This window comes from Enterobacter ludwigii, from assembly GCA_023023105.1.
Classification (GTDB): domain Bacteria; phylum Pseudomonadota; class Gammaproteobacteria; order Enterobacterales; family Enterobacteriaceae; genus Enterobacter; species Enterobacter adelaidei.
This window is the reverse complement of the sequence record CP083824.1, coordinates 4,660,582-4,674,336: the sequence shown is the minus strand read 5'-3', so window position 1 is coordinate 4,674,336 and position 13,755 is coordinate 4,660,582. Positions and strand designations below refer to the sequence as shown.

General features: G+C 52.5%; 14 protein-coding genes. 1 reads left to right on the top strand and 13 read right to left on the bottom strand.

All coding sequences use genetic code 11. The features are described from left to right. Positions 1 to 14: 14 nt before the first annotated feature. The 11 genes from atpG to asnC form a co-directional block, all read right to left on the bottom strand. Positions 15 to 878 carry a F0F1 ATP synthase subunit gamma gene (atpG, locus tag LCD46_22620; GenBank protein UOY70754.1) on the bottom strand — a complete coding sequence of 288 codons (864 nt, stop codon included), beginning with the start codon at positions 876 to 878 and terminating at the stop codon, positions 15 to 17. A 51-nt stretch (positions 879 to 929) separates the two neighbouring features. After that, positions 930 to 2,471 (bottom strand): F0F1 ATP synthase subunit alpha, encoded by a 1,542-nt coding sequence (gene atpA, locus LCD46_22615; protein UOY70753.1) that lies wholly within the window; start codon positions 2,469 to 2,471, stop codon positions 930 to 932. Positions 2,472 to 2,483: 12 nt separating this feature from the next. After that, on the bottom strand, positions 2,484 to 3,017 hold the full coding sequence (gene atpH / locus LCD46_22610) for a F0F1 ATP synthase subunit delta (protein UOY70752.1): 534 nt from the start codon (positions 3,015 to 3,017) through the stop codon (positions 2,484 to 2,486). A gap of 14 nt (positions 3,018 to 3,031) precedes the next feature. Beyond that, a complete protein-coding gene (atpF, locus tag LCD46_22605) occupies positions 3,032 to 3,502 on the bottom strand; it encodes a F0F1 ATP synthase subunit B (protein ID UOY70751.1) in 471 nt (156 codons plus the stop codon). A 48-nt stretch (positions 3,503 to 3,550) separates the two neighbouring features. Further along, positions 3,551 to 3,790 carry a F0F1 ATP synthase subunit C gene (gene atpE / locus LCD46_22600; GenBank protein ID UOY70750.1) on the bottom strand — a complete coding sequence of 80 codons (240 nt, stop codon included), beginning with the start codon at positions 3,788 to 3,790 and terminating at the stop codon, positions 3,551 to 3,553. Positions 3,791 to 3,839: 49 nt separating this feature from the next. Then, positions 3,840 to 4,655, bottom strand: coding sequence for a F0F1 ATP synthase subunit A (atpB, locus tag LCD46_22595; GenBank protein UOY70749.1), 816 nt, complete (start codon positions 4,653 to 4,655; stop codon positions 3,840 to 3,842). An 8-nt stretch (positions 4,656 to 4,663) separates the two neighbouring features. Beyond that, positions 4,664 to 5,044, bottom strand: a complete 381-nt coding sequence (atpI, locus tag LCD46_22590; protein UOY70748.1) for a F0F1 ATP synthase subunit I — start codon at positions 5,042 to 5,044, stop codon at positions 4,664 to 4,666. Between the two features lie 616 nt (positions 5,045 to 5,660). Next, positions 5,661 to 6,284: a 16S rRNA (guanine(527)-N(7))-methyltransferase RsmG gene (gene rsmG / locus LCD46_22585; GenBank protein ID UOY70747.1), complete on the bottom strand. Its 624-nt coding sequence runs from the start codon at positions 6,282 to 6,284 to the stop codon at positions 5,661 to 5,663. 108 nt (positions 6,285 to 6,392) lie between these two features. Further along, positions 6,393 to 8,282: a tRNA uridine-5-carboxymethylaminomethyl(34) synthesis enzyme MnmG gene (gene mnmG / locus LCD46_22580; protein ID UOY70746.1), complete on the bottom strand. Its 1,890-nt coding sequence runs from the start codon at positions 8,280 to 8,282 to the stop codon at positions 6,393 to 6,395. Positions 8,283 to 8,655: 373 nt separating this feature from the next. After that, positions 8,656 to 9,105 (bottom strand): FMN-binding protein MioC, encoded by a 450-nt coding sequence (mioC, locus tag LCD46_22575; protein ID UOY70745.1) that lies wholly within the window; start codon positions 9,103 to 9,105, stop codon positions 8,656 to 8,658. Positions 9,106 to 9,195: 90 nt separating this feature from the next. Further along, a complete protein-coding gene (asnC, locus tag LCD46_22570) occupies positions 9,196 to 9,654 on the bottom strand; it encodes a transcriptional regulator AsnC (GenBank protein ID UOY70744.1) in 459 nt (152 codons plus the stop codon). Positions 9,655 to 9,805: 151 nt separating this feature from the next. Here asnC and asnA point away from each other — a divergent pair, with 151 nt between their 5' ends. Next, on the top strand, positions 9,806 to 10,798 hold the full coding sequence (gene asnA / locus LCD46_22565; protein ID UOY70743.1) for an aspartate--ammonia ligase: 993 nt from the start codon (positions 9,806 to 9,808) through the stop codon (positions 10,796 to 10,798). On the opposite strand, the gene viaA is transcribed toward asnA, so the two are convergent. After that, on the bottom strand, positions 10,799 to 12,250 hold the full coding sequence (gene viaA / locus LCD46_22560; GenBank protein ID UOY70742.1) for an ATPase RavA stimulator ViaA: 1,452 nt from the start codon (positions 12,248 to 12,250) through the stop codon (positions 10,799 to 10,801). It abuts the gene before it with no gap. Beyond that, positions 12,244 to 13,740 (bottom strand): ATPase RavA, encoded by a 1,497-nt coding sequence (ravA, locus tag LCD46_22555; GenBank protein ID UOY70741.1) that lies wholly within the window; start codon positions 13,738 to 13,740, stop codon positions 12,244 to 12,246. The genes viaA and ravA overlap by 7 nt, the downstream gene beginning before the upstream one ends. Positions 13,741 to 13,755: the final 15 nt, after the last annotated feature.

Genomic DNA, 13,755 nt, shown 5'->3' with positions numbered 1-13,755 from the left:
ATTCGTAAACCTGGTTAAACCGCGGCGGCCCCCGAGACGATCTCGGTGAGTTCCTGAGTAATGCTGGCCTGACGAGCTTTGTTGTAAACCAACTGCAGCTCTTTAATCAGGCTGCCGCCATTATCGGTCGCGGCTTTCATCGCCACCATTCGTGCGGCCTGCTCGCTGGCCAGGTTTTCTACAACGCCCTGATAAACCTGAGATTCAACGTAACGACGCAGCAGGGTATCCAGCAGCGGTTTCGGATCGGGTTCATACAGGTAATCCCAGGCTTTGTGCTTCAGCTCATCATCTTCTGATGCCGGTAAAGGCAGCATCTGAGTGAGCGTTGGAACCTGAGACATGGTGTTAATGAATTTGTTGCTGACAACGTACAGTCTGTCCAGACGGCCTTCATCGTAGGCCTGCAACATCACTTTAACCGGGCCGATCAGTTCGGACAGGGACGGGTTATCACCCATACCGGTCACCTGAGCGACAATGTTGCCACCAACGGAGTTAAAGAAAGAGACGCCTTTAGAGCCGATCATTGCGATATCGCACTGAACGCCTTTTTCAGACCATGCTTTCATATCCGCCAGCAGTTTTTTGAACAGGTTAATGTTCAAGCCGCCACACAGACCACGGTCGGTCGACACCACCAGGTAGCCCACGCGCTTAACGTCGCGTTCTTCCAGGTAAGGGTGCTTATATTCCAGATTACCGTTTGCAAGGTGACCAATCACTTTGCGCATGGTTTCTGCATAAGGACGGCTGGCCGCCATGCGATCCTGCGATTTACGCATTTTGGAAGCGGCGACCATCTCCATCGCTTTAGTGATCTTTTGCGTGTTCTGGACGCTTGCGATCTTACTACGTATCTCTTTTGCGCCGGCCATGAGCTTCTCCTCAATGCCAGGCGGCTTGTCCTGAGACAAGCCGCCGGACGATTACCAGGATTGGGTTGCTTTGAAGGAATCGAGGATAGCTTTCAGCTTGCCTTCGATTTCGTCGTTATAGCCACCGGTCTGGTTGATCTCTTGCATCAGCGGAGCGTGATCACGGTCGACGTAAGCCAGCAGAGCGGCTTCGAAGCTACCGATTTTCGCCAGTTCCACATCTTCGAGGTAACCGCGTTCAGCCGCGAACAGTACCAGGCCCTGCTGAGCAACAGACATTGGTGCGTACTGTTTCTGCTTCAGCAGCTCGGTCACTTTCTGACCGTGGCTCAGCTGTTTACGGGTTGCTTCGTCCAGATCGGATGCGAACTGAGAGAACGCAGCCAGTTCACGATACTGTGCCAGCGCGGTACGGATACCACCGGACAGTTTCTTGATGATCTTGGTCTGAGCAGCACCACCAACACGGGATACGGAGATACCCGGGTTAACCGCCGGACGAATACCGGAGTTAAACAGGTTGGTTTCCAGGAAGATCTGACCATCGGTAATGGAAATTACGTTGGTCGGAACGAATGCAGAAACGTCACCCGCCTGGGTTTCAATGATCGGCAGTGCGGTCAGAGAGCCCGTTTTACCCTTCACTTCACCTTTAGTGAAGTTCTCGACGTATTCCGCGTTAACACGGGAAGCACGCTCCAGCAGACGAGAGTGGAGGTAGAATACGTCGCCAGGGAACGCTTCACGTCCAGGTGGACGACGGAGCAACAGGGAAACCTGACGATAAGCAACAGCCTGTTTAGACAGGTCATCGTATACGATCAGTGCATCTTCACCGCGGTCACGGAAGTATTCGCCCATTGCGCAACCCGCGTATGGCGCCAGGTATTGCAGTGCAGCAGATTCAGAAGCGGTAGCAACAACAACAATGGTGTTAGCCAGTGCGCCGTGCTCTTCCAGTTTACGAACCACGTTAGAAATGGTGGACGCTTTCTGGCCGATAGCCACGTACACGCATTTGATGCCGGAATCACGCTGGTTGATGATGGCGTCGATAGCCATCGCGGTTTTACCGGTCTGACGGTCACCGATGATCAGTTCACGCTGACCACGACCGATTGGGATCATGGCATCAACGGACTTATAACCTGTCTGAACAGGCTGATCTACGGACTGACGATCGATAACGCCTGGTGCGATAACTTCGATTGGGGAGAAGCCATCGTGCTCAACCGGACCTTTACCGTCGATTGGTGCACCCAGGGTGTTAACTACGCGACCCAGCAGGCCACGGCCAACCGGCACTTCCAGAATACGGCCAGTACACTTAACCTTCATGCCTTCGGCGAGGTCAGCGTATGGACCCATCACAACTGCACCTACGGAGTCGCGCTCCAGGTTCAGTGCGATAGCGTAACGGTTACCCGGCAGGGAAATCATCTCACCCTGCATACAATCGGCCAGGCCGTGAATGCGGATAACACCGTCACTTACAGAAACAATAGTACCTTCATTGTGAGCTTCGCTCACAACATTGAACTGAGCAATGCGCTGCTTGATCAGTTCGCTGATTTCGGTGGAATTCAGTTGCATGCTCCAGTCCCCTTAAGACTGCAAGACGTCTGCAAGGCGCTCAAGACGGCCGCGTACGCTGCCATCAATGACCATATCACCCGAACGGATGATTACGCCTGCCATTACAGACTTATCGATTTTGCAATTCAGCTTAACTTTGCGTGACAGACGTTTTTCCATCGCGGCGGTAATTTTCGCAAGCTGTTCATTACTCAGTTCAGTCGCAGAAGTTACTTCAACTTCAGCAGTAGCTTCACTAAGGGCACGTAAGTGCTCAAACTGCTCGAGAACATCCGGGAGCACACGGAGACGACCATTTTCTGCCATTACCTTAATCAGGTTCTGGCCGTTGGCATCCAGTTGCTCTCCGCACACGGCGATAAACGACGCGGCGAGAGTTTCAGGTGCTAACGCACCGGAAAGCAACTCGGCCATTTGTTCGTTTTTCGTCACCTCAGCGGCAAACGCCAGCATATTCTGCCAGCGATCGACATTTTGGTGTTCGATAGCAAAGTCAAAAGCTGCTTTGGCGTAGGGGCGAGCTACCGTAACAAATTCAGACATCAGCCCCTCCCTCCTTACAGTTCAGCGACAAGTTTGTCCACGATGTCGCTGTTAGCAGCTTCATCCACGGAACGTTCGATGATCTTCTCGGCGCCAGCAACAGCCAGAATCGCAACCTGCTTACGCAGTTCTTCACGAGCACGTTTACGCTCAGCTTCAATTTCAGCCTGAGCCTGTGTCACGATCTTAGTACGTTCCTGTTCTGCTTCAGCTTTGGCTTCGTCCAGGATCTGCGAACGGCGTTTGTTAGCCTGTTCGATGATAACCTGAGCTTCCGCTTTCGCTTTTTTCAGCTGGTCTGTCGCGTTGGCCTGTGCAAGGTCCAAATCTTTCTTAGCGCGTTCTGCAGAAGCCAGACCGTCAGCAATTTCTTTCTGACGTTTTTCGATGGCAGCCATTAATGGCGGCCATACATACTTCATGCAGAACCAGACAAAGAGAATAAACGCGATGGCCTGGCCGAGGATTGTTGCGTTCATGTTCACAGCACAATACCTCTTTAATTTCTGTGGCTTAGGGTTTTAAAACTACTACTACGCGACAGCAAACATCACGTACAGACCCAGACCTACAGCGATCATTGGGATAGCATCCACCAGACCCATAACGATAAAGAACTGAGTACGCAGCAGAGGAATCAGATCAGGTTGACGCGCAGCGCCTTCCAGGAATTTGCCCCCGAGGATGCCGATACCGATCGCAGCACCGATAGCCGCCAGACCCATCATCACAGCGGCAGCCATGTACAGCAGATCCATATTCAGGTTTTCCATGACAGTCTCCAGTTTGTTTCAATTAAAACGTAGTAGTGTTGGTAAAAAATCAGTGCTCTTCAGACGCCATCGACAGATAGACGATCGTCAGAACCATGAAGATAAAGGCTTGCAGCGTAATGATCAGGATGTGGAAAATGGCCCATGGCACATTAAGAATCCACTGTGACCACCACGGCAGAAGACCCGCGATCAGAATGAAAATCAGCTCACCCGCATACATGTTGCCGAACAGTCGCAGACCCAGTGATACAGGTTTGGACAGCAGGCTAACGCCTTCCAGGATCAGGTTGACCGGAATAAACGCCCAGTGGTTGAACGGCTGCAAGGTAAGCTCTTTCACAAAGCCGCTTACGCCTTTCATTTTGATGCTGTAGAAAAGAATCAGGATAAACACGCCCAGCGCCATCGACAGGGTGATGTTCACGTCAGCAGACGGAACCACGCGCAGTGCAGGCAGACCGAGGACGTGTTCGCCAATCCACGGAATGAAATCGATAGGCAGAAGGTCCATCAGGTTCATCAGGAAGACCCAAACGAACACGGTCAGGGCCAGCGGAGCAATCAGCTTGCTCTTGCCATGGTACATGTCTTTGACGCTGCCATGGACGAAGCCGATGATCATTTCGATGAACGTCTGGAATTTCCCTGGAACACCGCTGGTCGCTCTTTTAGCAACACCGCGGAACATGGCCAGGAACAGAAGACCCAAAACCACCGAGAAGAACATGGAGTCGATGTTGATCGTCCAGAAGGTGGCCGGGGGGTTATGTGGATCCACCAGCGAGAATGTACGCAAGTCCATCTGAAGGTTGCTCAGATGATGACTTATGTAATCCTGCGGCGTCATATTTTCTGAAGCCATGATGCCTTTTACCCTTTGTTATTGATTACAGCTGGAGCCAGAACTTGTACCACCAGCACCAAAACCCACGTAGCTATCAGCGGCATGAAGACCACTTTCAAAACCGCCAGCGCCATCACCAGTAGAGCAAAGGTCAGCAACACCTTACACACTTCGCCGAGGGCGAAGGACCAGGCCACGCGGCCTTTGGCGGGTGTATGCGCCTGATGACGCCAGGCAAAAATCATAAACAACACGTTTGGCAGTACAACCGCCAAACCCCCGCACACGGCGGAGATGCCCCAGAAGGGGTCTTTGAGGCTAAACAGCAGTCCACTTGCTATCACAGCCAGAAACTGAATGAACAGAAGCTTACGAGCAACGTTTCTACTCAAGAGCGACACAGACATCACGTTTTTACTCCTGCTCCCTTCGAGGTATGCCGCGTGTCGTATAAAACGTCCTTTAAGGCTCAGAGTCAAGCATCAAAAAGCGGTCAAATTATACGGTGCGCACCCGTGATTTCAAACATTAAGTAGCGAAAAGGTGAATAAATGTTTAAATATTTTTCCCCACCGCTATTTTTTAACTTTCTCAGAAAGCATCGACCTTCGACCAAAAGTGCAAACAGCGCGAAAACGTTGACAGCAAAGCGTGCACGAGATCACAAAACACACATTTGCGATAAGGTTGTATTAATCAAAGGCGCAAATCGCTTAAATATATCTTTATGAAATCAAACACAAAATGTCGTAACTATTTTCAAAACAGCCCCGTACACAATAAAAACCTTTCATTGACATTCTTAATAAATAATTAACATTGCATTCTGGTTTCTGCCTTCCATTTTTAGCAGACTTATATTTTCGCCATTGACTATCTTCATAGTGAAGAATAACGGTCAGGTTAACCATAAGAAAAACCTTAGTAAAAACGAGGTTAAAAGCTGTCTGGTAAAACCCAAGTAGTTGTGCTGTTTTTTAACATGGTAAGAACAGCACAAATTCCACATTTTTTATTAATTTTTTAAAAATTGTTTGGCTTAATTATCACCAGGTGACGTTCCCCATCGAGTTGAGGAACATTTAATTTCTCGATGGATTCAACAGCAAAACCATCCGGAAGCTGTTCAATCTCATCACCAGGCAACTGCCCTTTCAGCGCATAAAAACGGCCATTATCTGCAGGCAAGTGCTTACACCAGCTCACCATATCATTGAGCGAAGCAAACGCGCGGCTGATAACACCATCAAACGGTGGCTCCGCCGGGAACTCCTCTACCCTGCTCTGCACGGGCGTGATGTTCTCAAGCTTCAGCTCATGCTGTACCTGACGTAAAAAGCGTACGCGCTTGCCAAGGCTGTCCAGCAACGTGAACTGGCTCTCAGGACGAACAATCGACAGCGGAACGCCCGGTAGACCAGGGCCTGTCCCCACATCAATAAAGCGTTCACCTTTCAGATAAGGCGCAACCACAATGCTATCGAGAATATGGCGTACCAGCATCTCGTTGGGGTCTCGTACTGAGGTTAGGTTGTACGCTTTGTTCCATTTGTTCAGCATATCGACGTAGGCCACCAGCTGATTTTTCTGGTGATCGGTGAGCGAAATACCTGCCTGATCCAGCAGACGAGAGAGTTTGTTGAGCACGGTGAATACCTGTTGAGAAACTTAAGTGGCGGGTGGCGCTTCGCTTACCCGCCCTATGGAATTCTGTAGGCCCGGTAAGCGCAGCGCCACCGGGCAATGTTCAGAGCATTACGCGCTGCGGCGCAGCATGCCCTGTTTTTTTAACCACACCAGCAGAATCGAAATCGCGGCCGGAGTAACGCCCGATATGCGGGATGCCTGGCCAATCGACACAGGTTTATGATCGTTCAGCTTGGCGATCACTTCGTTGGAAAGACCAGTGACCTGACGATAGTCCAGCATCTCCGGCAGCAGCGTGTTTTCGTTGCGCTGCTGTTTTTCAATCTCATCCTGCTGGCGTGCGATATAACCTTCGTATTTAACCTGGATCTCAACCTGCTCTGCCGCTTCAGCGTCTTCCAGGCCTGGTGCGAACGCGGTCAGTTTGACCAGGTTCTCATAGGTGACTTCAGGGCGACGCAGCAAATCTTCGCCGCTGGCTTCGCGCGACAGCGGTGCAGTCAAGTGAGCGTTCACTTCGGCTGCAATTTCCGCCTGCGGATTCACCCAGGTGGTTTTCAGCCGCTGACGTTCCTGTTCAATACGCTCCAGCTTCTCGTTGAAACGCGCCCAGCGCTCGTCATCGACCAGACCCAGCTCGCGACCCATTTCGGTCAGACGCAGGTCGGCGTTGTCTTCGCGCAACATCAGGCGGTATTCCGCGCGCGAGGTAAACATACGGTACGGTTCTTTTGTGCCCAGCGTGCAGAGATCGTCGACCAGCACACCCAGATACGCCTGAGAACGGCCTGGTGCCCAGCCTTCTTTCTCAGCAGAGAAGCGCGCAGCGTTCAGACCGGCAAGCAGACCCTGTGCAGCCGCTTCTTCGTAGCCGGTGGTGCCGTTAATCTGCCCCGCGAAGAACAGACCGTGGATGAATTTGCTTTCCAGGGTTGGCTTCAGGTCACGAGGATCGAAGAAATCGTACTCAATAGCGTAGCCAGGACGAACGATTTTCGCATTCTCCATCCCCTGCATTGAGCGAACAATTTGCATCTGCACATCGAACGGCAGGCTGGTGGAGATGCCATTCGGGTAAATTTCGTTTGAGGTCAGTCCTTCCGGCTCCAGGAAGATCTGATGCTGGTTGCGATCGGCAAAACGCATCACTTTGTCTTCGATCGACGGGCAGTAGCGTGGGCCGATCCCTTCAATCACGCCTGCGTACATTGGGCTGCGATCGAGGTTATTGCGGATCACGTCATGGGTTTTCTCGTTGGTATGCGTGATGTAGCACGGTACCTGCTGCGGATGTTGCGCCGCATTGCCCATGAACGAAAACACGGGCATTGGGTTATCACCGTGCTGTTGCGCCAGCACGCTGAAATCAATGGTGCGCGCATCAATACGTGGAGGTGTGCCCGTTTTCAGGCGGCTGACGCGCAACGGCAGTTCACGCAGACGGCGAGACAGTGGAATCGACGGCGGATCGCCAGCACGTCCACCGCTGTAGTTATCCAGACCAATATGAATTTTACCGTCGAGGAATGTGCCCACGGTCAGCACCACGGCTTTCGCGCGGAACTTGAGGCCCATCTGGGTTACGGCACCCACAACACGATCGTTCTCAACGATAAGATCTTCAACTGCCTGCTGGAAGATCATCAGGTTTGGCTGATTCTCCAGTGCAGTACGTACCGCCTGACGGTAAAGCACGCGGTCAGCCTGGGCACGGGTTGCTCGTACCGCAGGGCCTTTACTCGCGTTTAGTATCCTAAACTGAATGCCAGCATGATCGATCGCTTTCGCCATCAGGCCGCCAAGTGCATCCACTTCTTTTACCAGGTGTCCTTTCCCAATGCCGCCAATCGCCGGGTTACAGGACATCTGTCCAAGCGTGTCGATATTGTGTGTCAAAAGCAGGGTCTGCTGACCCATTCGCGCTGCGGCCATTGCGGCCTCAGTGCCTGCATGACCCCCGCCAATGATAATGACGTCAAAAGGATCCTGATAAAACATGGTGGTCTGCCTCGCGTAAAGCGGTATGAAAATGGATTGAAGCCCGGGCCGTGGATTCTACTCAACTTTAGTCTTTCGAGAAAGCATTGGGATCCTGGGCTATTAAAAAGAAGATCTTTTATTTAGAGATCTGTTCTATTGTGATCTCTTATTAGGATCGCCGACCTCTGTGGATAAGTCCGATCCGGCAAATAAGATCATGCGGTTAGGAAGGATCGTTTGCTGTGAATGATCGGTGATCCTGGACCGTATAAGCTGGGATCAGATCGCCACTTTATGCACAGGTCAAAAACCATACCAGAGTTGTTATTTGGATAACTACGGCTTAATACGAGCTTTTAACCAGAGTTATCCACATCTGTTCGCGCGATCTTTAATCGTTTTTGAGTAAATTTTTCCATTCTGCCAGCCAGATCTCGGCTGGATCTTCCGGAATATCATGATCGAGGATGTTGATCTTCAGCGTTTCACCCAGCTGTTTTGCACCACAGGCGGTAACAGCGGCCTCAACTTTCTCTATTGCGCCACAGAAGGTGTCATATTCACGACTTCCGATACCTACCGCACCAAAACGGACGTTGGACAGGTCTGGTTGTTGTTCCTGCAGTTCGTCATATAAAGGTTGCAGGTTATCCGGCAGGTCGCCTGCGCCATGTGTGGAGGTGATCAGCAGCCAGATCCCATCAGTCGGGAGATCTTCAAGCAGCGGTCCGTGCAGTGTCTCTGTGGAAAAACCTGCTTCTTCCAGCTTCTCAGCCAGATGTTCCGCAACGTATTCCGCACCGCCCAGGGTGCTGCCACTGATAAGAGTAATGTCAGCCATTGATCGCTCGCTCAGATAAAGAGGCGGCCATTGTACGCTGTGAACGAGCTGGGATCTACCTGTGGAAAATGTGGGAATGAATTTGCCCGATCACGGGCGGATGGTACGCATTATCGGGTTTTGCAGGGAGATCAGGGTCTCAGTGGACTGAATTTCATCGATTGTTTGGATCTTGTTGATAAGTACCTGCTGGAGGGCGTCGATGGATCGACACATGACTTTTATAAAGATGCTGTAGTGCCCGGTGGTGTAATAGGCTTCTGTGACTTCATCGAGTGCGTTCAGCTTTGCCAGGGCAGAAGGGTAGTCTTTTGCGCTTTTAAGAATGATGCCGATAAAGCAGCAAACGTCATAACCCAGCTGTTTGGGGCTGACGTCAATGCGTGCGCCGGTAATGATCCCCGCCTGTTTCATCTTCTCTACGCGAACATGGATTGTTCCCGGGCTGACACCAAACTGTTTTGCCAGCTCGGCGTAGGCGGTACGGGCATTAGCCATTAAGGCCTCCAGGATGCCGCGGTCGAGATTGTCGATCTGATAATTTTCCATAGCTTTTTCTTATGAAGATTAATGAATCACTCTATTCTAGCGGTTTATTTTATCGAATCAAAAGTGAAGGAGGCTTTTTGTTGATTGGTTATTGAATAAGGTGCCATTTCTGTTGCTTAATCAATAGCAACAGGACGCAGGAGTATAAATAATGAAAACCGCTTATATCGCAAAACAACGCCAGATCAGTTTCGTTAAATCCCATTTTTCAAGCCAGCTGGAAGATAAACTTGGACTGATTGAAGTCCAGGCTCCCATTCTGAGCCGCGTGGGTGACGGGACGCAGGATAACTTATCTGGAAGCGAAAAAGCGGTGCAGGTGAAAGTGAAAACACTGCCAGATGCCCAGTTCGAAGTGGTTCACTCCCTTGCGAAATGGAAGCGTCAAACCCTGGGACAACACGACTTCAGCGCGGGCGAAGGGCTCTACACGCACATGAAAGCCCTTCGCCCCGATGAAGACCGCCTTACTCCAATTCACTCCGTCTACGTTGATCAGTGGGACTGGGAGCGCGTAATGGGTGATGCCGAGCGCCATGTCGGTACGCTGAAATCCACCGTTGAGGCGATCTACGCTGGGATCAAAGCGACCGAAGCGGCTGTAAGCAAAGAGTTTGGTCTGGCACCGTTCCTGCCGGATACGATCCACTTTGTGCACAGCCAGGAGCTGCTGAGCCGTTTCCCGGATCTGGATGCTAAAGGCCGTGAACGCGCAATCGCCAAAGAATTAGGTGCTGTGTTTCTGATGGGGATCGGCGGCAAACTGTCTGACGGCAAACGCCACGACGTTCGTGCGCCGGATTATGATGACTGGAGCACCCGTGGTGAGAGCGAATACGCGGGTCTGAACGGCGATATCCTGGTCTGGAACCCGGTGCTGGAAGATGCGTTTGAGCTGTCTTCTATGGGGATCCGCGTGGATGCTGATGCGCTGAAGCGTCAGCTGGCCGTTACTGGCGACGAAGATCGTCTCAAATTAGAGTGGCACCAGTCGCTGCTACGCGGGGAAATGCCGCAGACCATCGGTGGCGGTATCGGCCAGTCCCGTCTGACCATGTTACTGCTTCAGTTGCCACATATCGGTCAGGTTCAGTGTGGCGTCTGGCCGCAGCAAGTACGCGAAAGCGTTGGCTCCCTTCTGTGATTAACGCCGCCAGCGTCTGAGCAGGCGGCTACGCAACCCGGTATCGAAGCGCCAGATATGATCGAAGATGCGCATGATGCCGGGTTTTCCATGGGCGGACATCGCCACCGCGTGGAAACGGTGCTGATGCACCCGCTGTAACTCCTTCACTTTATTCACCACATCATCCGGCAGACGCTGGGCAATAAAATCGGAAATTACCACCGCGTCAGCGTCGTACCAGTCGCCACCCTGCATTCTCTCCACAATGCTACGAAAACAGCTGGCTAAATCCGTGCCGCCGCGAAAACGCTGGCTTAAAAAGCGGATCGCCTGTTCGATACCCTGCTGGTTCGTCAGCTCATAACCCACCACCTCGCTGGAGAAGAGCATGATGAAGCAGCGACGGCGATCGGCGAGCGCCACGCGCATCAGAGCCAGACAGAATGCCTTCGCACATTGCTCATTAAACCCGCCCATCGATCCGGACGTATCCACGCAAACAATAAAAGGTCCGCGCGGCTGCTCATCAAAATCCTGGTGGACGACTGGCCTCTGGCTGAGCTTCTCGCGCCAGGCTTCACCGTGCAGCCGGTAGGTGAGAAGCTGTTTTTCCACCAGCCGACGGTAAAACTCATACTCCAGCTCGGTCATCCCCAGCGTGCTGAGTTCGGTGGGCAGCAGGCGCAAAATGTCATCGCTTTGCTGAAGCCCATCGACCTGCTCGGGAACGGTTGCCGGTTCGCGTACCAGGGTGCGGAAGGTTTCCATCGGGGCATCTTTCTTTGGGACTGACTTTGCCTCCCTTGAACGGCCCAACTGTTCTGCGAGTTTCATCAGCTCGGGCTGCTGTGCCAGAAAATCGCCGTACTTGACGATCAGCTGATAATCCCCGCGCCGAAGCTGACCGGCGCTCATATCCCAGAGACGCCCGGCGGCGTTTTCATTTTCCACCAGTACCTGCTCGAGCTGACCGCTTAAGGTCATGCGTTCCTGAACTTCACTGAGCAGTTGTTCACGCTCCTCATCCAGCAGTTGCTGGTTCAATGTTGTGGCCTGAACGACAAGGCTGAGGCGCCAGCGCTGTAAAAAGAGAGTGTGCAACGCGGGCGTGAAGGTGGCGTTATCCGTGACCAGCACCCGGGCCTGGCTGGCAAACGGGGAGTGGACGTTGTCGAGCAATGTCAGGGTTTGCGGAAGCTGAACGATAAACTGTGGCGTTGAGAGCCGCTGGCACTGCTGATAACAGGCCACCTCTTCCGTTAACTCAGGGGGGACCTCGGTCTCTTTGAACCGCTGACGCAAGTTTTCACGCCAGCGTGGGAGATCGTCCGTCATCGCTTTTTTAAGCTTCGGAAATTTTTCAAAGAATGCGGCCAACTGCGGCGACGCCAGAAGGGTAATGACCACTTCTTCGATCAACCCTTCTTCGCTGACGGCCAGCATGATGTTAAGCGTATCCAGCGTTAGCATTGACGCGCCTGTTTAATCTGTGTGCTCACATCCTGCAGGCTGGCTTCAATGCGACCTAACCAGTCGCTATGTATGAAGAGGCATTTTTGCTGCTCGCTAAAGCGGGTGTGTTGCTGGTGCCATTCGGTATCCAGCGCTTCCAGCTGCTGCTTAATCTCTTCAGGAACGCTGTCAGAGGCGGTGCCTGGCAGTGCAAGACGCGATCCCTGCAGGCTCACATCGCGGATCACCAGATGCTGGCTACTGTCCACTTCCATACTTAGCGGCTGCGCGAAACCGATGCCGTTGAGTTTTCCGCGGATTTCTCCACCTTTATCCAGCCATTGCGATAGCGGCTCGCGCTCAATCGTAACGTGTACAACCTGCATATCATGGAGCTTTAGCGGTTGCTGGAGCAGCAGGGTAAGCGTCGGGCTAGTCAGCTCGGCGGGTAATTCGTAGTGAGGTTTGCGGGCGAACATTCCACCCAGCCGGTTCACTTTCAGCGCCGTTTTATCACTTTGTTGCTGCTGTAACTGGATGCGTCGTTGGGCAATAGCACCAAGCTGGTTGAGCATCGCCTGTTGTCCCCAGGCGTGTCCGGTCATCAATATTTCAAGCTGTTGCTGCATCAGGTTCATGCCTTCTGCGTCGTGCCAGAGGCAATCTTTCAGCAGGATCAGATCGATTGGCGCAACGGCATCACGGCCGCTGAACAGGGCGCTGGCCTGCAGCAGGCGGATCGCTTTTTTCCAGCGACGATCGGAGACATAGGGCGCTGAAGGGAGTAAATCGAGCTGCTGGCGCAGCATGAAGATCAGCTCGAAGACGGCATCTGGCAGTTTGATTTTGCCGATCTCCTGCTGCCACAGCTGATATTCCTCATCGGTAACCTGAAGCGAAGCGGAGACCGGGTTTTCATTCTCATCCTGCTGGCTCACCAGCATAGAGCGGAAGTTGGATTTATCCTGCACTTTGTCCAGCCACAGGCGGATCAACATGCGGTCATACAGCGCTTCCAGACTGCTGTCGGCCTCGGGGAGTTCGTTGGAGGCGGCCACCAGCAGACGCATCGGGATTTTTTCTTCACTGGCACCGTTGCGGAACCGACGTTCGTTTATCGCCGTGAGCAGGGTGTTCAGAATGGCCGGTCCCGCTTTCCAGATTTCATCAAGAAAGACAATTTCTGCCTCAGGCAGATATCCCGCCGTCAAACGCTCATAGCGCCCTTCATCTTTCAGCGCCTGAATAGAAAGGGGGCCAAACACTTCTTCCGGGGTGGAAAAGCGGGTCATCAGGTATTCAAACGCGCGGGCGTTCTGAAAGGCAAATTTCAGTCGGCGGGCAATCAGGCTTTTGGCGATACCCGGTGGACCCAGCAGAAATACGCTTTCGCCGCTCAACGCCGCCAGTAAACAGAGGCGGATGGCGTGGCTACGCTCGAAAAGGCCTTTTTCCAGCGCGCTGCTGAGGCGGGAAATTCTTTCTGCTAATAAATGTGAGTGAGCCATAATAGTTTTTGCATC